This is a genomic window from Mycobacterium sp. UM_WGJ (assembly GCF_000455125.1).
GTDB lineage: Bacteria > Actinomycetota > Actinomycetes > Mycobacteriales > Mycobacteriaceae > Mycobacterium.
This window is the reverse complement of record NZ_AUWR01000008.1, coordinates 440,142-460,801: the sequence shown is the minus strand read 5'-3', so window position 1 is coordinate 460,801 and position 20,660 is coordinate 440,142. Positions and strand designations below refer to the sequence as shown.

Sequence of the window (20,660 nt, the reverse complement as noted above, 5' to 3'; positions counted from 1 at the left end):
TGACTCAGGACACTAGAGCACAGCGATTACTCATTCACCTATGTAGACGTAACTCTGGGGTGATCGCATCTTGAACGAGAGAGATCAGCGATGTGGGAAGGGGTACCTCGTGGGCCTCGTTCCAGACCACCGGACTGCCTCACCACGGCCGCGTCATCCGCGCGCGCTGCTGGCGTCACATCGAAGGAGGCTGCCGCGGTTAGCGGGGTGAGCCACGCCTCATCGCAGGGTGTCCGGGCACAGTTCGTGCTGCGCCGCATCGACGAATCCACGGATGTCTAAGAGCGAAATGGTGTCCGCAAGTTCCTCAGGACTCACGCCTTGCCGCATCGTGTCGTCGCAATATTGAATGCCAAACAGGAGGGCCCTGTCCGGATGGGTGACCGAGGTGTTGATCTGGTGGTCGCGGATGTACTGCATGAAACTGTCGCGGTCGGCATGGGCGACCGGGGTAGTGCCTAGAAGCAGCCCAGCTGCCAACACAGAGCCTGCAAGAACTCCCTCTTGAACGGGTGCTGAACTCTAATCCATGGACCGCTCAGAGGGAGTTTTGTCGGAAGGCCGGCTATGGGGTGGGTCGCACTGAGGTCGCTCGGCATCCTGCAGGAACGAGTCAGGCCCCCTCGAAAGGGGGCCTGACTTACTGGGGTGGCTGACGGGACTCGAACCCGCGACACCCAGGATCACAACCTGGTGCTCTACCAACTGAACTACAGCCACCATTGCTGCCGACTAGCAAGCAGCGTCGTCGATACTAACCGCTTGGGCGCTCAGCGACCGAATCGATATCGTCGGGCGCGTCCACCGGCGGCCCCAGTTCCCCGGCCACCGCAGCGATGTCGCTGGTAGAAGGCCCGGGCGGGGAGACGAACGCGGTACGCCGGTAGTACTTCAATTCCCGGATGGACTCGTGGATATCGGCCAGTGCGCGGTGCGCCAGGCCCTTCTCGGGCTGGCCGAAGTAGATCCGCGGATACCACCGACGGCACAGCTCCTTGATCGAGCTGACGTCGATCATCCGGTAGTGCAGGTAGTCGTTGAGGGCGCCCATGTCGCGGGCCAGGAAACCGCGGTCGGTGGCGATCGAGTTGCCCGCCAGTGGCGCCGTCTTGGCCTGCTTGACGTGGGTGCGGATGTAGTCGAGCACCATCTTCTCGGCGGTGGCCAGATCGACCGTCGATGCCCTGACCTCGTCGATCAGGCCCGATCGGGTGTGCATCTGCGTCACCACGGGACTCATGGCGTCCAGGTCCGCGTCGTCGGCGTGGATCACCACGTCAATACCGTCGCCCAGGATGTTCAGCTCGCCATCGGTGACCAGGACGGCGATCTCGATGAGCTTGTCCTTGCCCAGATCCAGGCCGGTCATCTCACAGTCGATCCAGACGAGTTCGTCTCGTGCAGCACTCACAGTTAGCCAACGTTAGCCGTTCACCCCAGCCATAGCCGCACAGCGGTCCAGACCGGCCAAGTAATGTCGTGAACTGTGAGTCCCGAGTCGGCGGCGAACGCCGCGCAGCAAATCGCGGCGGGCTACGTCGCTGACGGCCAGGCCCTCGAACTGGGCACGGTGGTCATCGACGACACCGCAGACGCCTCCGCGCAGGTCCGCATTCCCTTGGCCACGATCAACCGTCACGGGCTGGTGGCCGGCGCCACCGGCACCGGCAAGACCAAGACGTTGCAGGTGATCGCCGAGCAGCTGTCCGCCGCCGGCGTCCCGGTGCTGATGGCCGACGTCAAGGGCGACCTGTCCGGGCTGTCGCGGGCCGGAGAGGCCGGCGACAAGATCACCCAGCGTGCCACCGAGACCGGCGACGACTGGACGCCGACGGCGTTCCCGGTGGAGTTCCTGTCGCTGGGCACCGGCGGTCTCGGAATCCCGGTGCGTGCCACCATTTCCAGCTTCGGGCCCATCCTGTTGTCGAAGGTGTTGGGGCTCAACAGCACTCAGGAGTCGACGCTGGGGCTGATCTTCCACTGGGCGGACCAGAACGGCTACCTGCTGCTGGACCTAAAGGATTTGCGTTCGGTCATCACGTTTTTGACCAGCGATGCCGGTAAGCCTCAACTGAAGAACCTGGGCGGGGTGTCGGCTCAGACCGCCGGGGTGATCCTGCGTGCCCTGGTCAACCTGGAGGCCGAGGGCGGCGACACCTTCTTCGGTGAGCCGGAGCTCAAGCCGGAGGACTTGCTGCGCACCGACAGTCAGGGCCGCGGGATCATCACGCTGCTGGAACTGGGTGATCAAGCTACCCGCCCGGTGTTGTTCTCCACCTTCTTGATGTGGGTGCTCGCCGACCTGTTCACGCTGCTTCCCGAGGTCGGCGACGTGGACAAGCCCAAGCTGGTGTTCTTCTTCGACGAGGCGCATCTGCTGTTCACCGACGCTTCGAAGGCGTTCCTGCAGCAGGTCGAGCAGACCGTGAAGCTGATCCGCTCCAAGGGCGTCGGAGTGTTCTTCTGCACCCAGTTGCCCACCGATGTGCCCAACAGCGTGCTGTCCCAGCTGGGCGCCCGGATTCAGCACGCGCTGCGGGCGTTCACCCCCGATGACCAGGCAGCGCTGAGCAAGACGGTGCGCACCTACCCGAAAACCAAGGCGTATGACCTGGAGTCGGCGCTGACCTCGCTGGGGATCGGCGAGGCGGTCGTCACCGTGTTGTCGGAGAAAGGTGCACCGACGCCGGTCGCCTGGACGCGGCTGCGGGCACCGCGATCGATGATGGCCTCGGTCGGCGACGCGGCGATCACCGCGGCTGCCACCGCGAGCCCGCTGCACGCGGTCTACAGCGAGACAGTGGATCGCGAGTCGGCCTATGAGATCTTGTCCGGCAAGCTCGCAGCCGGTGAGGGCACTGCGCCGCCGTCGGATCCCCTGGGTTACGACGAAGTGCCGCCGCCACCGAAAGTGCATTGGTGGACGCGGTTCGGTCGCTGGCTCGCCCACTTCCTCTCCACTCGGGAGGGCAAGCAGGTGACACGTGCCGTCACCACTGTGGTGGTCGGTCAGATCACCCGCGGCGCAATGGGTACCGGCCGGCGCCGGCGTTAGCTCAATACTGTCAGGAGCTTTGGCGAATTAGGCGCGACGGTGGATCAACTGCCACATTTACCCGCCGCCGTGCAGAATCCAATTATATTATTAACGAATGGAAAGAATCCGGTGTTCATATCGGGATCGTCGTTGATGTAAGTGTTGTGATATGCGTCCGTCACAAACGAATATACTAGCTTTCTTACGCCGTCGAGTTCGCCATACACAGCGACCGGCACTCCATTTTTAAGGCCACCCCCGTCGATTAGGTTCTGATGGCCAGCATCGAGCACACTCGATGGAATGCTTCCCCAGCCGCCGCCCGTGTCCCAAAGGGCGTGTACTTTCACAGGTTGCTGGTCGCCGATCTTCACCCACAATGATGAATATGGAGTATCTACGTCGCCGGGCCTATCGCCGTAGTATTCCGTCCAGTGAACGCCGGGTGGCATCCCGAAACCTAGGAGGCGCTCAGGTTCATCGATGACGATGTAGGAGCCAAGGTTTCCGGGCAGAGCTGCAGTAACGATTGGGCCGGGGCCGCCGGTGCCCAGTCCTACGCCCATGATTGAAGCTGCGCCGTATTTATCGACATAGTCGAAATCATTGGGAAAGGCCAATCCAAGAGCAAAATTGAACCAGCCGCTAAATCCTGACCCGGACGATATCAGTACCTGAATTTCCGTCGGGCCGGATGTCAGTTCGCTTCCGGTTCCAATATCATAGCCGAATCCAATTTGGTTGACTGGAAGCGTTATATACCAAAGCGGATCATTGTCGCCAAAGCTGAAATCGCCCGCATGAAAGGCGGCCGGAAGTCCGAAATATCCACCTAAGATACCTTCGATGATCCCGAGGGTTCCCCCGAGCTCTTGCAATGGAACGAATAGCCCTTCGGAGCCGGTGTCTACCAGGGTAGAAAACGATTCGCGCCCGATGGAGATGTCGATTACCGGCCGATGGAGCTCACCTATCACGTCCATAGGAACCATGGCGAAGTTCGTTGGACCGCTGGCATCCGCACTGCCCGCTACGTCCAAGAACATGTCATCGATGTCCGCATGCGCAGGAGGGGCGAGCAGCGCCGCGCCGGCGATCAATAGCGAGACGATCACCTTGTCGGATCCGTGGTGCCGCGTGGCTGATGTCCTGACGGTGGCGCGTTCAACATCCTCGATTGGAGCGGTAGTGGCAATGGCCTTGCGCCGTGTGTGCGCGCTGGCTGACCAATGCCTATTTTTTCGCTGTGTCATCTTCACGATTCCTTTGTGATGGAGCTGTGATATCGATAAATGTTAACTCTATTTCCGAACTTTAGTGGACATGTTGCCGCCTTTATCAACTGGGAGGCTGCAACTACATCATTCGTCCACGTTTGGGCTGAACCGCCGAATATGCGGAGGTGGAGCTGCCGTGTCGCCGCGGTCGACCAGAGCGACGACTATGCCGCAGGACTGGAGATGCTCGCCTTCTTGGCGGCGACCAGGTAGTCGAGTCGATCCGGCCGGGCGGTGCCGGCAAAGCGGCATGGCATGAACGGCTCGCGTCCTGCGGCCTGGTGACGGCTCGGCGGCGGTGCGCAGATACCGGATTCTTCCAGAGCGGCAACGCCTTTCCTGCGTTGGGCATCTCCTGAACCGCGGCGTTCCAGCGACGATGCCACCCGATCGTGCTAGCCGCCGCCGAGCTTTTTGTAAACTGCCCCCACGATCGGTGTGACGATGGCGCGCGGCGCGTAGCCGCTGGCCATCGACATGGCCTTGGAGGTGACGCCGGGTACGACGCGCATCTTGTTGCGCGCCAACGCATCCAGCGACAGTTTCGCGGTGTGTTGGGTGGAGATCCACAAGAAATCCGGGATCAGCCGGTCAACCAACGAGGCCTCGGTGGCATCAGGCATCTCGGCGCGTACCGGTCCGGGCGCCAGCAACGTGACGTGCACCCCGGACTTCAGCAGCTCGCCGCGCAGCGACTCGCTGAACGTGTTGGCGAAGGCCTTGGTGGCGGCGTAGGTGGCGTTGTTGGGGATCGGCGAGTTTCCGGCCGCCGAACCGGAGATCAAGATGCCGCCGGCGCGGCGCGCGAGCATGCCGGGCAGCACTGCCAACACCAGGTCGTGCACCGCCACCGCGTTCAGCTGCACCTGGGCCTTCTCCGCTGCCGGGTCCAGGCCGGAGATCGGTCCGAATGTCGCGGTGCCGGCGTTGGCGCACAGCACCGAGATCTCCCGCTCGGCCAGTTCAGCGCAGAACGCGTCACGTGCGGGCGGGTCGGCCAGGTCGACGGCGCGTACCTCTACCGCGACCCGGTACGTGTCACGCAGCCGCGCCGCCACGTCGTTGAGCACGTCTTCGCGGCGCGCGGTGATGATCAGGGCGTGGCCGCGGGCGGCCAGCTCGGTGGCCAGCGCCTCACCGATTCCCTGGGACGCTCCGGTGACGACGGCGCGGGCATCTGGGCTGGGAGCAGGAATTGGCATGGGGCAATCGTAGAGTGCCAGTCATGGGAGAGCCGGGGGCGGACAAGCCGGGGCGTTCCCGGATCGTGGCCTGGGCGCTGTGGGACACCGGTGCGGCCGGAGTTTCCGCCATCGTTGTGACGTTCGTCTACTCGGTGTATCTGACCAGCAGTGTGGGTCGAGAGCTGACCGGAGAGGTGTCCCCGGCCAGCTGGCTGGGCCGCACCCTGGCCATCTCCGGGCTGACCGTGGCCGCAGTCGCGCCGGTGATCGGAGTCTGGGTGGCTGCCCCGCACCGCCGTCGCCTGACGCTGGCGGTGCTGACCGGTACCGCAGCGGTCTTGACAGCCTCGATGAGCCTGATCCGTGATGAGCCCGCCTACCTGGCTCCGGGACTGTTGCTGTTGGCGTTGACCGCCGCATGTGGCGACCTGGCCGGCGTGCCCTACAACGCCATGCTGCGGCAGCTGTCGACGCCGCAGAACTCCGGCCGGATCTCCGGGTTCGGCTGGGCGGCCGGCTATGCCGGCAGCGTGGTGTTGCTGCTGCTGGTCTACGTGGGCTGCATCGCCGGCAGCGGTCCCACCCGCGGCCTGCTGCACTTGTCCACTGAAGGCGGACACAACGTTCGAGTGGCGATGCTGCTGGCCGCGGCCTGGCTGACGGTGTTCGCGTTGCCGTTGTTGGTCACCGCGCAGCGCTTGGCCGGCGAGACCGAGGCGCCTGCCGTGCGGGTGGGCTTCCTCGGTGGCTACCGCCAGCTGTGGCGCGACATCACCGGGGAATGGCGCCGCGACCGCAACTTGGTCTTCTACCTGGTGGCCAGCGCGATCTTCCGGGATGGGCTGGCCGGGGTGTTCGCGTTCGGCGCGGTGCTCGGCGTCAACGTCTACGGCATCTCAGCCGGCGACGTGCTGATCTTCGGGGTGGCGGCCAGTGTGGTGGCCGCAGTCGGGGCCATCGCCGGTGGCCTGCTCGACGACCGGATCGGATCCAAAACCGTCATCGTGGGCTCACTGGTCGTGATGATCGCTGCCGGCACCACGTTGATGACACTGTCGGGCCCGGGCGCGTTCTGGGCCTGCGGGCTGGTGCTGTGTCTGTTCATCGGGCCGACTCAGTCCTCGGCACGCACCCTGCTGCTGCGGATGGCCCAAGAAGGCCGGGATGGGTTCGAAGGGGTGGCGTTCGGCCTCTACACGATGACCGGTCGGGCGGTCTCGTTCCTGGCGCCGTGGCTGTTCTCGGTCTTCGTCGACGTCTTCGGCACCGACCGGGCGGGCATGGGCGGGTTGTGTACCGTCCTGCTGCTGGGCCTGCTGGCGCTGCTGCCGGTGCGGGTGCCGATGGCGCCGACCCCGCTTCGCCCGGCTTCGCCGCGCTAGCGATCGCCGCGTCAGCCGGCAGCAGCGCACACCGTGAGAATCGAACCGGTGCGCTGGCGGACTTGTGCACCGTCCACCGATACCGAGCAGGTGATCTGTTCGCCGAAATTGACCACCGTGACCGCCGCCGCCGTCGTGGCCGGCGGCGTCAGCGTCACCTGCTTGCTCCACGGCAGCGCCACATTGAACTCAGTCTTCAAGATGCCGCCGGTATCGATGTAGGCGATGCTCAGCGCCCGACCGGTCCCGCTGACGCTGTAGAGGATCGTCTCGGGCACTCCGGCAGTGGTCGATGTCGTCGGTGGAGGTGTGGTCGTTGTGCTCGGCGCCGGCGTCGTTGGCGTCGAGGGAGTGGTGGTGGGGACACGCTTGGGCACCGGGGTGCTCGGGGCGGTCGGCAACGGGGTCACCGGCGTGACGGTGGCTGAATTGCGCTGTGAGCCATTAGCAATCACCAGGGCGATCACCATGCCGACCACCAGCAGTACCGCGGCGCCGGCTACCAGGAACAGCCAGGCCGGGAACCGCGGAGGCTCCGGCGGTCCACCTTCGCCGCCGCCTACGGGTCCACCCTCCGGGGGCTGGGATGCCTCCCAGTGCTGCCGCGGCAACTGCTCGGTCGGGTGGGGAGCCTGCGGCGGATAACCGGACGGGTACGACGGCAGCTGCCCGGCGTAGGCCGGGTCGACGTAGGGCGGATAGCCGGACGTCGGCGGCTCAGACGCTCCACCGCGCTGCCAGGACTGATTAGAGCCCTCCGGTCGATACGGATCGGTCATGCCCACCTCATGGCTTGCAGGGTACCTGCGCCGGGCGTCTGCGGCCGGGACGTCGGCGCGCGGTCCTAAATTCCGGTCGCGCCCAGCGCGCTGATCGTCATCGCCCGCAACACCGCTCGCGAGCGTTCCGGGCCGGCCGACTTGGCGCCAATGGGCTTCATGCTGTGCGGGGTCGAGTTCAGCAGACCGAACGCGGCGTGCGCCATCAGCCGTGCATCGGCTTCGGCCAGCCCCGGATGCAGCGCGCGCAACACGCTCACCCACACTTCGACGTACTGCCGCTGGGCGCTGCGCACCTGACGCTGCGCGGCGGCCGGCAGGTGAGCCAGATCGCGGTCCTGGATCCGGATCAGATCCGGCTCGCCGAGGGCGAAATCGAGATGAAACTCGACCAGGCCGTCCAGCACTTGCTGCGGACTGTGTCCACCCGCTTCGACGGCGCGCGCCCCGGCGAGCAACCGGGTGCTGATACCGACGAGCAACTCGACCAGCAGCGCCTCCTTGCCTGCGAAGTGGCGGTAGATGGCCGGGCCGCTGACTCCTGCGGCCGCGCCGATGTCCTCCAGCCGCACCGCCGGGTAGCCGCCCTGCGCGAAGAGGCGTTCGGCTGCTGCGAGCAGCTGGCTACGCCGGTCGGACTTCAGCCGGCTGCGCCGGTTGCCCGGCTCGTCATTGCCCGCCGAGTCGGCCGAGATGGACTTCGGAATGGAAGAAGCCATCACGCCTCCGCTCCGTCGTGGACAACTGGAGTTAATGGCCACTAACGTAACACCCGTCGCCTGCGAGCACATCGGGCTTCGGGCGGCACCGGTGGAGGAGCCGATGTCAACTGCGGTACCCGCGGCGCAGAACGACTTGTCCTATGCCCGCGGCGGGGCTCAGCCCGCCTTGCTGGAGACGACGATCGGCGCCAATCTCGCGGCGATCGCCAGCAGGTACCCCGATCATGATGCGTTGGTTGACGTTCCGGCGGGTCGGCGCTTCAGCTACACCGAGCTGGTAGCCGAGGTGCGCCGACTGGCAACCGGGCTGCTGCATGCCGGCATCAGGCCGGGGGACCGGGTGGGCATCTGGGCGCCCAACTGTGCCGAATGGGTATTGACCCAGTACGCCAGCGCCGAGATCGGCGCGGTTCTGGTCAACGTCAACCCCGCGTATCGCTCCCACGAATTGGCCTATGCGCTCAAGCAGTCCGGGGTCGCGTTGGTCATCTCGGCGAAGCGTTTCAAGACATCTGACTACGTCGTCATGCTGCAGGAGGTGGCTCCCGAATGCCCGGAGCTGCGCGAGGTGGTGTTCATCGGCGGCTCCCGGTGGCAGGAGCTAACCGGCACGCCGATCGATGCGACAGCACTGTCGCAGGTGGCCGCGACACTGCGTGCTGATGATCCGATCAACATCCAATACACCTCGGGCACAACGGGTTACCCCAGGGGCGCGACGCTGAGCCATCGCAACATCCTCAACAACGGCTACCTGGTCGGTGAGCTGCTCGGCTACACCGCAGCAGATCGGATCTGCCTGCCCGTGCCGCTTTATCACTGCTTCGGTTCAGTGATGGGGAGCCTCGCGGCGACCAGTCACGGGGCCGCCATCGTCTTGCCGGGCCCCGGATTCGACCCAGCGGCCACGCTGCGGGCCGTGCAGGACCAGGCGTGCACCAGCCTCTATGGGGTGCCCACCATGTTCATCGCCGAACTCGGGCTGGCTGACTTCGCCGAGTACGACCTGACCAGCCTGCGCACCGGAATCATGGCGGGATCGCCGTGCCCGGCCGAGGTGATGCGACGGGTCATCGATGACATGCAGATGACCGGGGTCGCGATCTGCTACGGCATGACCGAGACCTCGCCGGTGTCGACCCAAACCCGCGGCGAGGACTCGCTGCTGCAGCGAGTCGAGACCGTCGGCCGGGTCGGCCCGCACCTGGAGATCAAGCTGACCGACCCGGCCACCGGTGCGACGGTGCCGCGCGGGCAGGTCGGCGAGCTGTGCACCCGCGGCTACTCGGTGATGACCGGCTACTGGAACGACCCGGACAAGACTGCGGAGGCCATCGACGCCGAAGGCTGGATGCACACCGGCGACCTGGCCGTGATGGACGGCGACGCCTATCTGCGTATCACCGGGCGGATCAAGGACATGGTGATCCGTGGCGGGGAGAACATCTACCCGCGCGAGATCGAGGAATTCCTCTATGCCCATCCCGACATCCGCGACGCCCAGGTCATCGGTGTGCCCGACGACACCTATGGCGAGGAACTGATGGCGGTGGTGATGATGCGCGACGGCGCGCCGCCGCTGACCGTCGAGCGGCTGCGGGAGTTCTGCACCGGCCGACTCGCGCACTTCAAGGTGCCGCGCTATGTGCGGGTTGTGACCGAGTTCCCGATGACGGTCACCGGCAAGGTCCGCAAGGACGAGATGCGCCAGCAGGCAATCGAGCATTTGGGCGGCGGCTGACAGGGCTGCTTGAGAATGGTATTCTCTGGCATCAGTTAATGAATATTAACTGAAATGAGGAGGCGCGGGTGGCGATAGACAAGGTCGTGGCGACGGCGGCAGAGGCCGTGGCCGACGTGACCGACGGCGCGTCACTGGCGGTAGGCGGATTCGGACTCTGCGGCATCCCGGAGACGTTGATCGATGCCCTGCTGCAGCTCGGGGTCACTGACCTGGAGACGGTTTCCAACAACTGCGGTGTCGACGGCGTCGGTCTGGGAGTGCTGTTGGAGCACAAGCGCATCCGCCGCACCGTGAGCTCCTATGTCGGCGAGAACAAGGAGTTCGCCCGGCAGTTTCTCTCCGGCGAGCTCGAGGTGGAGCTGACCCCGCAGGGCACCCTCGCCGAGCGGCTGCGCGCCGGCGGCGCCGGCATCCCGGCCTTTTACACGCCCACCGGCGTGGGCACCCAGGTCGCCGACGGAGGTTTGCCGTGGCGCTACGACGGGGCCGGTGGGGTGGCGGTGGCCTCGCCACCGAAGGAGACCCGGGAGTTCGACGGCCGAACCTATGTCTTGGAGCGGGCGATTCGCACCGACTTCGCGCTGGTGCACGCCTGGAAGGGCGACCGGCACGGCAACCTCGTCTACCGCGAGGCCGCCGCCAACTTCAACCCGGACTGCGCTGCGGCAGGCCGGATCACCATCGCCGAGGTCGAGCACCTGGTCGAGCCCGGTGAGATCTGCCCCGCCGAGGTGCACACCCAGGGAGTCTTCGTGCACCGGGTGGTGCACGTGCCCGATCCGATCAAGCGAATCGAGCGGGAGACGGTGCGCGCATGACCCTGACAAGAGATGAACTGGCCGCACGGGTCGCCGCCGAGTTGCGCGACGGTCAGTACGTCAACCTCGGCATCGGCCTGCCCACCTTGATTCCCAACCACATCCCCGACGGCGTCAATGTGGTGCTGCACTCGGAGAACGGAATCCTCGGGGTCGGCCCCTATCCGCTGCGCGAAGACCTCGACGCCGACCTGATCAACGCCGGCAAAGAAACAGTGACCACCCTGCCCGGCGCCTCGTTCTTCTCGTCGTCGGCCTCGTTCGGCGTCATCCGCGGCGGCCACCTGGACGTGGCGGTCCTTGGCGCCATGCAGGTTTCGGCCGCCGGCGACCTGGCCAACTGGATGATCCCCGGCAAGATGATCAAAGGTATGGGTGGAGCCATGGACCTGGTGCACGGAGCGCGCCGGGTGATCGTGATGATGGAACACGCCGCCAAAGACGGCAGTGCCAAGATCGTCGAGCAGTGCACGCTGCCGCTCACCGGCGCCCGCTGCGTCAACCGGATCATCACCGACCTGGCCGTCATCGACGTCACCGAGAACGGGTTGGCGCTGATCGAGACCGCGCCGGGCATCACCGTCGACGACGTGGTCGCGAAAACCGATGCTCCGCTGGACTTGTCGGCACTGTCATGACAACATCGGCATTCGCTGACGAGCACCGCCGCCTGGTCGCCGAACTCAAGAACAAGCTGGCGACCGCGGCGCTGGGCGGCAACGAGCAGTCCCGCCAGCGCCACGTGGCTCGCGGAAAGCTATTGCCCCGCGACCGGGTTGACCGGCTGCTGGACCCCGGTAGCCCGTTCCTGGAACTGGCGCCACTGGCCGCCGACGGGATGTACGACGACGAGTGCCCCGGGGCGGGGATCATCACCGGGATCGGTCGGGTGTCAGGCCGGGAATGCGTGATCGTCGCCAATGACGCCACCGTCAAGGGCGGCACCTACTACCCGGTGACGGTCAAAAAGCACCTGCGTGCCCAAGAGGTGGCACTGGGCAACCGGCTGCCCTGCCTGTACCTGGTGGACTCGGGTGGAGCGTTCCTGCCCCGCCAGGACGAAGTCTTCCCCGACCGTGAGCACTTCGGGCGGATCTTCTTCAACCAGGCCACCATGAGCGCTGCGGGCATTCCGCAGATCGCGGCGGTGCTCGGTTCGTGCACCGCCGGCGGCGCCTACGTCCCGGCCATGAGCGACGAAGCCGTCATCGTCCGGGAACAGGGCACCATCTTCCTGGGCGGGCCGCCGCTGGTGAAGGCCGCCACCGGTGAAGTGGTGACCGCCGAAGAACTCGGCGGCGGTGACCTGCACTCCAAGGTCTCCGGGGTCACCGACTACCTGGCCGACGACGACGAACACGCGCTGCGCATAGTGCGCCAGATCGCGGCCACCTTCGGCCCTCGCCCCGAAAGCCCATGGGAGATAAGCGACTCTGTCGAGCCCCGCCATGACCCGGCCGAGCTCTACGACGTGGTTCCCCCGGACCCGCGGGTGCCCTACGACGTGCGCCAGGTGATCGTGCGGCTGGTCGACGGCAGCGAGTTCAGCGAGTTCAAGGCCGAGTACGGCAAGACGCTGGTCACCGCGTTCGCGCGCATCCACGGCCACCCGGTCGGGATCATCGCCAACAACGGGGTGCTGTTCGGTGAATCCGCGGTCAAAGGGGCGCACTTCATCGAGCTGTGCGACAAACGCTCGATACCACTGGTGTTCCTGCAGAACATCGCCGGGTTCATGGTCGGCCGGGACTATGAGGCCGGGGGCATCGCCAAACACGGCGCGAAGATGGTCACCGCCGTGGCGTGTGCGCGGGTGCCCAAGCTGACGGTCGTGATCGGCGGGTCCTACGGGGCGGGCAACTACTCCATGTGCGGCCGGGCGTACTCGCCGCGATTCCTGTGGATGTGGCCCAACGCCCGGATCTCGGTGATGGGTGGCGAGCAGGCCGCGTCGGTGCTGGCCACCGTGCGCAGCGATCAACTCGACGCCGCCGGCAAGCCGTGGTCGGCCGCCGACGAGGAGGCCTTCAAGGCCCCGATCCGTGAGCAATATGAGGTGCAGGGCAACCCGTACTACTCGACCGCGCGGCTGTGGGACGACGGGATCATCGACCCGGCTGACACCAGAACAGTATTGGGCCTTGCGCTTTCGGTCTGCTCGAACGCGCCTTTGGACCCGGTCTCCTACGGCGTATTCCGGATGTGAGCGCACATGTTTGAAACCGTCTTGATAGCCAATCGCGGTGAGATCGCGGTACGGGTGATCCGCACCCTGCGCCGGATGGGCATCCGGTCAGTAGCCGTCTACAGCGACGCTGACGCCGGGGCGCGCCACGTGTGTGAAGCCGACACCGCGGTGCGCCTGGGGCCCGCACCGGTACTGGAGAGCTACCTGTCGATACCCAAAGTGCTCGAGGCCGCCGCGGCCACCGGCGCCCAGGCCATTCACCCCGGCTACGGATTCCTTTCCGAGAACGCCGGATTCGCGGCCGCCTGCGAACGGGCTGGAGTGGTCTTCATCGGGCCGCCGGCTCGGGCCATCGAGGTGATGGGCGACAAGATCTCAGCGAAGAACACCGTCACCGCCTTCGAGGTGCCGGTGGTTCCGGGGATCGCCAAACCCGGTCTGTCCGACGACGAGCTGGTGGCCGCGGCAGCCGAGATCGGTTACCCGGTGCTGATCAAGCCGTCGGCCGGCGGCGGTGGCAAAGGCATGCACCTGGTGGACGACCCGGCGCAGCTGCGCCCGGCGCTGGCCACTGCCCGGCGCGAGGCGGCCTCGGCGTTCGGTGACGACACCTTGTTCTTGGAGCGATTCGTGCTGCGGCCGCGCCACATCGAGGTACAGGTGCTCGCCGACACCCAGGGCAACGTGGTGCACCTCGGCGAACGTGAATGCAGCCTGCAGCGACGCCACCAGAAGGTGATCGAAGAGGCACCGTCCCCGTTGCTGGACGCCGCCACCCGCGACCGGATCGGTACGGCGGCCTGCAACACCGCCCGCAGCGTGGACTACGTCGGCGCCGGCACCGTGGAGTTCATCGTCTCGGCGGATCGCCCCGATGAGTTCTTCTTCATGGAGATGAACACCCGGTTGCAGGTGGAACACCCGGTCACCGAGGCGATCACCGGCCTGGACCTCGTCGAGTGGCAGCTGCGGGTGGCCGCCGGGGAGAAGCTGTCCTTCACCCAGGACGACATCACCTTCACCGGGCACGCCGTCGAAGCCCGGGTGTATGCCGAAGACCCGGCTCGGGGCTTCCTGCCCACCGGCGGGCGGGTGCTTGCGGTGCACGAACCCACCGGTCCGGGGGTGCGGGTGGACTCGTCGTTGCTGGACGGCACCGTCGTAGGCAGTGACTACGACCCGATGCTGTCCAAGGTAATCGCGCACGGGGCCGACCGGGCGCAGGCACTGGCGCGACTCGATGCGGCGCTGGCCGGCACGGCGGTGTTCGGGGTGCAGACCAACATCGAGTTCCTGCGGTTCCTGCTGGCCGATGCGCGGGTGATCGCCGGTGACCTCGACACCGAACTGCTCGACGCCCGGTCGGGCCACTTCACACCGCTGCCCGCTCCCGACGATGTGTTGGCCGCCGGTGGCCTCTACCGCCAGTGGGAGCTGGCCCAGCGCGGCCGCACGGACCTGTGGGCATCCCCGAGCGGATGGCGGATCGGCGCGGCGGCGCCGGTGCGCACGCAGATGCACACCCCGCTGCGCACCGAGACGGTGTCGGTGTGGGGCCTGCCCGACGCCGCGCAGGTGCAGATCGGCGAGGGCGAGATCCAGGGCGCCAGCGCCCATGTCGAAGGCGATCAGCTGATCGCGACCGTGGCCGGGCGGCAACGTCGCTACCTGTTCGCCGAGGACGACGGCCAACTGTGGATCTGCGACGAACGCGGGAGTTGGCAGCTGCGGGAGGCCCAGGAAAGCACTGTGGTGCGGTCCGCCGCCGGCCCGCGTACCGCAGAGATCGCCAGTCCGATGCCGGGCACCGTGATCGCCGTCGCTGTGGAATCGGAATCCACTGTCGGCGAAGGTGCTCCGGTGGTCGTGGTCGAGGCGATGAAGATGGAGCACACCCTGACCGCCCCGATTTCCGGCCGGGTGCAGGTGTTGGTGGCGGTGGGCGATCAGGTGAAGGTGGATCAGGTGCTGGCGCGGCTGGTCCCGGAGGAAGAGACCGAGGAAGCGAAATCATGACGACGATCGAGGCAGGAACCCTGCCGAGCCACTATCAGGACTTGCGCGACACCGTCGCCGAGTTCGCCCGCACCGTCGTCGCTCCGGTGGCGGCCAAGCACGACGAAGAGCACAGCTTTCCCTACGAAGTCATCGCCAAGATGGGGGAGATGGGGCTTTTCGGCCTGCCGTTCCCCGAGGAGTACGGCGGGATGGGCGGCGACTACTTCGCCCTGGCGCTCGCCCTGGAGGAACTCGGCAAGATCGACCAGTCGGTGGCGATGACCCTGGAGGCCGGCGTCGGCCTGGGGGCGATGCCGATCTACCGGTTCGGCTCCGAGGAACAAAAGCAGACCTGGCTGCCGGATCTGGTTGCCGGTCGCACCCTGGCCGGCTTCGGGCTGACCGAGCCGGGCGCCGGCTCCGATGCCGGCGGCACCCGGACCACCGCCCGCCGCGACGGCGACGAGTGGATCATCAACGGCACCAAGCAGTTCATCACCAACTCCGGCACTGACATCACCTCACTGGTGACCGTCACCGCCGTCACCGGAACGCGGCCTGACGGCAAGAAGCAGATCTCCACCATCATCGTGCCCTCCGGCACACCCGGATTCACCGTCGAACCGGCCTACAACAAGGTCGGCTGGAACGCCTCGGACACCCACCCGCTCACCTTCGCCGACGCCCGCGTTCCCCACGCCAACCTGCTCGGTGACGAGGGCCGTGGCTACGCCAACTTCCTGTCCATCCTCGACGAGGGCCGCATCGCGATCGCCGCGGTCGCCACCGGGGTGGCGCAGGGCTGTGTCGACGAAAGCGTCAAGTACGCCGGCGAGCGTGAGGCGTTCGGCCAGACGATCGGCTCCTACCAGGCGATCAGCTTCAAGATCGCCCGGATGGAGGCCCGTGCCCACGTCGCCCGTACCGCCTACTACGACGCCGCGGCGAAGATGCTGGCGGGCAAGCCGTTCAAGAAGGAAGCTGCGATCGCCAAGATGATCTCCTCGGAAGCGGCGATGGACAACGCCCGCGACGCCACCCAGATCCACGGCGGCTACGGCTTCATCAACGAGTATCCGGTGGCCCGGCACTATCGCGACAGCAAGATCCTCGAGATCGGTGAGGGCACCACCGAGGTGCAACTGATGCTGATCGCACGATCGCTGGGGCTGTGACGATGGCCGACAACGTGAGCAAGACCGTCGAGCAGCGCGGCCTGTGGTTCGAGGAATACGAGATCGGCACCACCTACCTGCACCGGCCCGGGCGCACCATCACCGAAGCCGACAACGTGCTGTTCACCACGCTGACCATGAACACCCAATCACTGCACCTGGATGCGGCGTGGGCGGCCCAGCAGCCGGGATTTCGCGGTGAGCGCCTGGTGAATTCGATGTTCACCCTCTCCACCCTGGTCGGCCTGTCGGTGGCGCAGCTGACGCTGGGCACCATCGTGGCCAACCTGGGCTTCTCGGAGGTGTCGTTCCCCAAGCCGGTGTTTCACGGCGACACGCTCTACGCCGAGACGGTCTGTACCGACAAGCGGGAGTCCAAGAGCCGTCCCGGGGAGGGCATCGTGACGTTGGAGCACGTCGGGCGTAATCAGAACGGTGACATCGTTGCCCGCGCGGTACGCACCACGCTGGTGCGCAAGCGGCCAGAGGACGGACGATGAGTGGCGTCGGCCCGGCGTGGCTGTTCTGCCCGGCGGATCGCCCGGAGCGATACGGCAAAGCGGCTGCGGTTGCCGACGTGGTGATCCTGGACCTGGAAGACGGTGTGGCCGCGGCGGATCGGCCCGCCGCTCGCGAAGCGTTGCGGAGCACGCCGCTTGACCCGGAGCGGACCGTGGTGCGGGTGAACCCGGCTGGAACCGAAGACCAGGCCCGCGACTTGGAGGCCCTGGCAGACACTGCCTACACGACGGTGATGCTGGCCAAGACCGAATCCGCCGCCCAGGTCGCCGCGCTGGCGCCCCGGCAGGTGGTGGCCTTGATCGAGACCCCACGCGGCGCGGTGTTCTGCGCCGAGATCGCCGCCGCACAGCAATGCGTCGCGATGATGTGGGGCGCCGAAGATCTGGTCGCGGCCATGGGCGGCGGTTCCAGCAGGCACTCCGACGGCCGGTACCGCGATGTGGCCCGCCACGTGCGCTCGAGTGTGTTGTTGGCGGCCTCGACGTTCGGCCGGGCCGCACTGGACGCCGTCTACCTCAACATCCGCGACCTCGACGGGCTCAAAGCCGAAGCACTCGATGGCGCCGCGGTCGGATTCGCTGCTACGGTGTGCATCCACCCGAGCCAGATCGCGGTGGTCCGTGACGCCTATCGGCCCGCCCCGGAACGGGTTGACTGGGCGCGCAGGGTGCTCGCCGCGGCGCAGACCGAGCGCGGGGTGTTCGCGTTCGAAGGACAGATGGTCGACTCCCCGGTGCTGCGGCACGCGGAAGCCATCCTGCGGCGAGCGGATTGACGCACCAGGAGGACTGACCGCGCATGCGCATCACCCAGATCATCGAGACACCGGTCCGATTGCGCGGCGAGGTCGCCAACGCCTTGGTCGATTTCTCCCGGCACACGGTGTCGCTGGTCGCGGTGGTCAGCGACCAGATCCGCGACGGGAAGCCGGTGACCGGGGTCGCGTTCAACTCGATCGGCCGATTCGCTCAGAGCGGCATCCTGGCCGACCGGATGATCCCGCGAGTGTTGCGCGCGAGCCCCGAGTCCTTGCTTGACGACGCCGGCCGCATCGATCCTGCGCGGGTGCTGTGTTGTGCGCTGGCAGATGAGAAGCCCGGCGGGCATGGCGACCGGGCCGGTGCCGCAGCCGCACTGGAATTGGCGTGCTGGGACCTGAACGCCAAACTGGCCGACGAGCCCGCCTACCGCACCATCGCCGAGTACTTCGGCAGGGAGTTGGACGGGGACCCCGTCAACACCGCCGTCCCGGTGTATGCCGCCGGCGGCTACTACTACCCGGGCTCCGATCGCGCGGACTCGACTGCCGCCCTGGACCGGCTGCGCAGCGAGATCCGCGGCTATCTCGATCTGGGCTACGACGCGGTCAAGATGAAGATCGGCGGCACGTCGACCAGCGAAGACCTGGCACGCATCGAGGCCGTGATCGACATCGTCGGCAGCGGATCCCGGGTCGCCGTCGACGCCAACGGCCGGTTCGACGAGGCCGGCGCAGTGCAGTGGGCACAGGCTCTGAACCCCTATGACCTGCGCTGGTACGAAGAGCCCGGTGACCCACTCGATTTCGCATTGAATGCCGCGGTCATTGAGGCCTACGACGGCGCCATCGCCACCGGAGAGAACCTTTTCTCACAGCGCGATGCGACCAACCTCGTTCGCTACGCCGGCATGCGGCCGGGCATCGACATCTTCCAGATGGATGCCGGGCTCAGCTACGGCCTCACCGAATACGTCCGGATGATCGAGACGCTCGAACAGCAGGGGTTTGATCGTCGCTTCGCCTTCCCGCACGGCGGGCACCTGATCAATCTGCACATCGTGGTCGCGCTGGGTCTGGGCGGCTGCGAGTCCTATCCCGGGGTGTTCGCACCGTTCGGCGGCTACGCACCGGGTTGTGTATTGACCGAGGGCACCATCGCCCCGACCGACGCGCCAGGCTTCGGGCTGGAGGAGAAACCCGACCTGGCTGCCGTGATCGCCGATCTGGTGGGAATGAGCCGATGAAGATCGCGGTCATCGGATGCGGCGCCATGGGTTCGATCTACGCCGCCAGATTGGCGGCGGCCGGCAACGACGTGCTGGCCGTGGACCGGTCGAGCGCACACGTCGACGCCATCGCCGCCAATGGCCTACGGATCAGCGGGCCGCAGCCTGACCAGGTGGTGCCAATGCGCGCGGCCACCACCGCCCCGGCCGAGCCGATGGATCTGGTGGTGCTGGCGGTCAAGGCCGCCGACGTCGCCACCGGGGCCAACCAGGCACTGCCACTGCTCGGCGACACCACGCCGGTGTTGACCATCCAGAACGGTCTCGGGTCGGCCGACACCGTCGCCGACATCGTCGGCGCGCATCGCGTTGCGGTGGGCATCGCCAGTGGATTCGGGGCGTCGCGTCCGGCCCCGGGGCATGTACACCACAACGCGATGCGCGCCGTCCGGTTCGGCGCCTATGCGGCGCTGCCCTTTTCGACTGTCGATCAGATCGCCCGGGTGTGGTCGGAGGCGGGATTCGACGCGGCCGCGGTCGCCGACATCGCCGCCATGCAGTGGGAGAAGCTGATCTGCAACGCCGCCTACAGCGCGCCGTGCGCGCTGACCGGCATGACGGTGGGGCAGGTCATGGACGACGCAGACATGGGACCGGTCAGCCGTGCCACCGCGACCGAGGCCTGGACGGTGGCACGCGCCGCCGGAATCGGCATCGATGTGGCAGACCCGGTCGAGCATGTCCGGGCCTTCGGTGCGCAGATGCCGAACGCCAAACCGTCTGCGCTACTGGATCATCTGGCCCGCCGAGTCAGCGAGATCGACGTCATCAACGGCGCCGTGGTGCGCACGGCCGCACAGGTGGGGGAGCAGGTACCGGTGAACGCCACGCTGACCGCGCTGGTCAAAGCGGTTGAACGTCAGTGGATCGCGCCCGAGGGCTGAACACCACGCTGAGATGCGTTCAGCTCCGCGCGGTTGCCGCCGGCGGCGCTAGCGTGGACTGGCATGACCGATGACAAGGCACGGGTGGACCTGAGCGGGTCCCCGCAGACCATGCTCGCGACGCTGTACGCCAAGGCGCTGGATGCCGATCTGCCCGCACCCATCCTGGGAGATCGCTACGCCAAGGACGTGGTCGCACGCATCGACTACGACTGGCGCAAGACCACCATCACCGCGGCCCGATCACCGTCGGTGACCACCCGTGCGGCGCACTTCGACAGCTGGGCCCGCCGATTCCTGACGGCCGAACCCGACGCCGTGGTCCTGCACCTGGGCTGTGGGCTCGACGCCCGATACTTCCGACTGCAACCGGGCGATGGAATCGACTGGTATGAGATCGACTATCCCGATGTCGCCGCCCTGCGTCGGCGCCTGCTGCCCGAACGACCGCACAACCACGTGGTGGCCGCGTCGGTCACCGACCCGGCATGGCTTGCCGAAATCCCCAGCGGCCGCCCGACATTGATGCTGGGCGAGGGCCTGACCATGTACCTCACCGAATCCGACGGGGTGGCGTTGCTGCGCCGTGTCGTCGAGCACGCCCCGAGCGGGGAGCTGCAGTTCGATGCCTTCAACTGGCTGGCTATCAAGTCGCAATGGTCCAACGCGGTGGTGCGCAAATCCGGGGCGACGCTGCACTGGGCGATCAACGGCCCCGACGACATTCTTGCCGCGGTACCGGGCACCCGGCTCCTGCAATGGGAGCGCTGGTTCGAGTCGGATACCTTCGCCCAACTGCCGCGCGCCTACCGGGCGCTGGGCAAGGCGATGTCGCTGGTTCCGGCGGTAGCGAACATGTCGCAATACCACCGTTACGCATTCTGACCTGCGCAGGTCGGCCGCC

At 66.6% G+C, this 20,660-nt stretch carries 20 protein-coding genes and 1 tRNA gene; 13 read left to right on the top strand and 8 right to left on the bottom strand.

All coding sequences use genetic code 11. The annotated features are described in order from the left end of the window. Nucleotides 1-219: 219 nt before the first annotated feature. The 3 genes from N416_RS0104000 to orn all read right to left on the bottom strand — a co-directional run bounded on the left by N416_RS0104000 (nucleotide 220) and on the right by orn (nucleotide 1,411). Nucleotides 220-480 carry a DUF732 domain-containing protein gene (locus N416_RS0104000; RefSeq protein ID WP_196805096.1) on the bottom strand — a complete coding sequence of 87 codons (261 nt, stop codon included), beginning with the start codon at nucleotides 478-480 and terminating at the stop codon, nucleotides 220-222. Nucleotides 481-644: 164 nt separating this feature from the next. Next, nucleotides 645-720 (bottom strand) — tRNA-His (locus N416_RS0103995). Between the two features lie 34 nt (nucleotides 721-754). Then, nucleotides 755-1,411 carry an oligoribonuclease gene (orn, locus tag N416_RS0103990; RefSeq protein ID WP_024440839.1) on the bottom strand — a complete coding sequence of 219 codons (657 nt, stop codon included), beginning with the start codon at nucleotides 1,409-1,411 and terminating at the stop codon, nucleotides 755-757. 75 nt (nucleotides 1,412-1,486) lie between these two features. Between orn and N416_RS0103985 the strand changes: the two genes are divergently transcribed. Then, entirely contained in the window at nucleotides 1,487-3,055 is a 1,569-nt protein-coding gene (locus tag N416_RS0103985) for a helicase HerA-like domain-containing protein (RefSeq protein ID WP_024440838.1), read from the top strand. Nucleotides 3,056-3,099: 44 nt separating this feature from the next. On the opposite strand, the gene N416_RS23100 is transcribed toward N416_RS0103985, so the two are convergent. The 3 genes from N416_RS23100 to cmrA all read right to left on the bottom strand — a co-directional run bounded on the left by N416_RS23100 (nucleotide 3,100) and on the right by cmrA (nucleotide 5,516). Continuing rightward, nucleotides 3,100-4,290: a hypothetical protein gene (locus N416_RS23100; protein ID WP_369797566.1), complete on the bottom strand. Its 1,191-nt coding sequence runs from the start codon at nucleotides 4,288-4,290 to the stop codon at nucleotides 3,100-3,102. Nucleotides 4,291-4,478: 188 nt separating this feature from the next. After that, on the bottom strand, nucleotides 4,479-4,700 hold the full coding sequence (locus tag N416_RS23095; RefSeq protein ID WP_155943309.1) for a hypothetical protein: 222 nt from the start codon (nucleotides 4,698-4,700) through the stop codon (nucleotides 4,479-4,481). Nucleotides 4,701-4,709: 9 nt separating this feature from the next. Continuing rightward, nucleotides 4,710-5,516, bottom strand: coding sequence for a mycolate reductase (gene cmrA / locus N416_RS0103975; RefSeq protein WP_024440837.1), 807 nt, complete (start codon nucleotides 5,514-5,516; stop codon nucleotides 4,710-4,712). Between the two features lie 23 nt (nucleotides 5,517-5,539). On the opposite strand from cmrA, the gene N416_RS0103970 reads away from it, so the two are divergent. After that, the gene (locus N416_RS0103970; RefSeq protein ID WP_024440836.1) at nucleotides 5,540-6,880 is read left to right on the top strand and encodes an MFS transporter; all 1,341 of its coding nucleotides are present in this window, start codon (nucleotides 5,540-5,542) and stop codon (nucleotides 6,878-6,880) included. An 11-nt stretch (nucleotides 6,881-6,891) separates the two neighbouring features. Here N416_RS0103970 and N416_RS0103965 read toward each other — a convergent pair whose 3' ends face one another. Both N416_RS0103965 and N416_RS0103960 read right to left on the bottom strand, forming a co-directional pair. Then, nucleotides 6,892-7,659, bottom strand: coding sequence for an MmpS family transport accessory protein (locus N416_RS0103965; protein ID WP_036457193.1), 768 nt, complete (start codon nucleotides 7,657-7,659; stop codon nucleotides 6,892-6,894). A gap of 65 nt (nucleotides 7,660-7,724) precedes the next feature. Then, nucleotides 7,725-8,378 carry a TetR/AcrR family transcriptional regulator gene (locus N416_RS0103960; RefSeq protein ID WP_036457083.1) on the bottom strand — a complete coding sequence of 218 codons (654 nt, stop codon included), beginning with the start codon at nucleotides 8,376-8,378 and terminating at the stop codon, nucleotides 7,725-7,727. A 103-nt stretch (nucleotides 8,379-8,481) separates the two neighbouring features. On the opposite strand from N416_RS0103960, the gene N416_RS0103955 reads away from it, so the two are divergent. From N416_RS0103955 to N416_RS0103905, 11 genes are all read left to right on the top strand, one after another. Continuing rightward, nucleotides 8,482-10,122, top strand: a complete 1,641-nt coding sequence (locus N416_RS0103955) for an AMP-binding protein (protein WP_024440833.1) — start codon at nucleotides 8,482-8,484, stop codon at nucleotides 10,120-10,122. A gap of 74 nt (nucleotides 10,123-10,196) precedes the next feature. Then, nucleotides 10,197-10,943, top strand: a complete 747-nt coding sequence (locus N416_RS0103950) for a CoA transferase subunit A (protein ID WP_024440832.1) — start codon at nucleotides 10,197-10,199, stop codon at nucleotides 10,941-10,943. Beyond that, nucleotides 10,940-11,581: a 3-oxoacid CoA-transferase subunit B gene (locus N416_RS0103945; RefSeq protein WP_024440831.1), complete on the top strand. Its 642-nt coding sequence runs from the start codon at nucleotides 10,940-10,942 to the stop codon at nucleotides 11,579-11,581. The genes N416_RS0103950 and N416_RS0103945 overlap by 4 nt, the downstream gene beginning before the upstream one ends. Continuing rightward, the gene (locus tag N416_RS0103940) at nucleotides 11,578-13,149 is read left to right on the top strand and encodes a carboxyl transferase domain-containing protein (RefSeq protein WP_024440830.1); all 1,572 of its coding nucleotides are present in this window, start codon (nucleotides 11,578-11,580) and stop codon (nucleotides 13,147-13,149) included. Before N416_RS0103945 ends, N416_RS0103940 begins: the two co-directional genes overlap by 4 nt. Before the next feature lie 6 nt (nucleotides 13,150-13,155). Then, complete coding sequence (locus N416_RS0103935) at nucleotides 13,156-15,147, top strand: acetyl/propionyl/methylcrotonyl-CoA carboxylase subunit alpha (protein ID WP_024440829.1); 1,992 nt, start codon at nucleotides 13,156-13,158, stop codon at nucleotides 15,145-15,147. Next, on the top strand, nucleotides 15,144-16,304 hold the full coding sequence (locus tag N416_RS0103930) for an acyl-CoA dehydrogenase family protein (RefSeq protein WP_155943308.1): 1,161 nt from the start codon (nucleotides 15,144-15,146) through the stop codon (nucleotides 16,302-16,304). Before N416_RS0103935 ends, N416_RS0103930 begins: the two co-directional genes overlap by 4 nt. Before the next feature lie 2 nt (nucleotides 16,305-16,306). Beyond that, on the top strand, nucleotides 16,307-16,804 hold the full coding sequence (locus N416_RS0103925) for a MaoC family dehydratase (protein WP_024440827.1): 498 nt from the start codon (nucleotides 16,307-16,309) through the stop codon (nucleotides 16,802-16,804). Beyond that, on the top strand, nucleotides 16,801-17,601 hold the full coding sequence (locus N416_RS0103920; protein WP_024440826.1) for a CoA ester lyase: 801 nt from the start codon (nucleotides 16,801-16,803) through the stop codon (nucleotides 17,599-17,601). Before N416_RS0103925 ends, N416_RS0103920 begins: the two co-directional genes overlap by 4 nt. Before the next feature lie 23 nt (nucleotides 17,602-17,624). Next, nucleotides 17,625-18,830 carry an enolase C-terminal domain-like protein gene (locus N416_RS0103915; RefSeq protein ID WP_024440825.1) on the top strand — a complete coding sequence of 402 codons (1,206 nt, stop codon included), beginning with the start codon at nucleotides 17,625-17,627 and terminating at the stop codon, nucleotides 18,828-18,830. Then, nucleotides 18,827-19,756 carry a ketopantoate reductase family protein gene (locus N416_RS0103910; protein WP_024440824.1) on the top strand — a complete coding sequence of 310 codons (930 nt, stop codon included), beginning with the start codon at nucleotides 18,827-18,829 and terminating at the stop codon, nucleotides 19,754-19,756. The genes N416_RS0103915 and N416_RS0103910 overlap by 4 nt, the downstream gene beginning before the upstream one ends. A 63-nt stretch (nucleotides 19,757-19,819) precedes the next feature. Then, nucleotides 19,820-20,641 (top strand): class I SAM-dependent methyltransferase, encoded by an 822-nt coding sequence (locus tag N416_RS0103905; RefSeq protein WP_024440823.1) that lies wholly within the window; start codon nucleotides 19,820-19,822, stop codon nucleotides 20,639-20,641. Nucleotides 20,642-20,660 lie beyond the last annotated feature (19 nt).

Coding starts and splice junctions, on each gene's coding strand:
- N416_RS23100 (WP_369797566.1), bottom strand. CDS start 4,290: ATGACACAGCGAAAAAATAGGCATTGGTCAGCCAGCGCGCACACACGG.
- cmrA (WP_024440837.1), bottom strand. CDS start 5,516: ATGCCAATTCCTGCTCCCAGCCCAGATGCCCGCGCCGTCGTCACCGGA.
- N416_RS0103970 (WP_024440836.1), top strand. CDS start 5,540: ATGGGAGAGCCGGGGGCGGACAAGCCGGGGCGTTCCCGGATCGTGGCC.
- N416_RS0103965 (WP_036457193.1), bottom strand. CDS start 7,659: ATGACCGATCCGTATCGACCGGAGGGCTCTAATCAGTCCTGGCAGCGC.
- N416_RS0103960 (WP_036457083.1), bottom strand. CDS start 8,378: ATGGCTTCTTCCATTCCGAAGTCCATCTCGGCCGACTCGGCGGGCAAT.
- N416_RS0103955 (WP_024440833.1), top strand. CDS start 8,482: ATGTCAACTGCGGTACCCGCGGCGCAGAACGACTTGTCCTATGCCCGC.
- N416_RS0103945 (WP_024440831.1), top strand. CDS start 10,940: ATGACCCTGACAAGAGATGAACTGGCCGCACGGGTCGCCGCCGAGTTG.
- N416_RS0103940 (WP_024440830.1), top strand. CDS start 11,578: ATGACAACATCGGCATTCGCTGACGAGCACCGCCGCCTGGTCGCCGAA.
- N416_RS0103935 (WP_024440829.1), top strand. CDS start 13,156: ATGTTTGAAACCGTCTTGATAGCCAATCGCGGTGAGATCGCGGTACGG.
- N416_RS0103930 (WP_155943308.1), top strand. CDS start 15,144: ATGACGACGATCGAGGCAGGAACCCTGCCGAGCCACTATCAGGACTTG.
- N416_RS0103925 (WP_024440827.1), top strand. CDS start 16,307: ATGGCCGACAACGTGAGCAAGACCGTCGAGCAGCGCGGCCTGTGGTTC.
- N416_RS0103920 (WP_024440826.1), top strand. CDS start 16,801: ATGAGTGGCGTCGGCCCGGCGTGGCTGTTCTGCCCGGCGGATCGCCCG.
- N416_RS0103915 (WP_024440825.1), top strand. CDS start 17,625: ATGCGCATCACCCAGATCATCGAGACACCGGTCCGATTGCGCGGCGAG.
- N416_RS0103910 (WP_024440824.1), top strand. CDS start 18,827: ATGAAGATCGCGGTCATCGGATGCGGCGCCATGGGTTCGATCTACGCC.
- N416_RS0103905 (WP_024440823.1), top strand. CDS start 19,820: ATGACCGATGACAAGGCACGGGTGGACCTGAGCGGGTCCCCGCAGACC.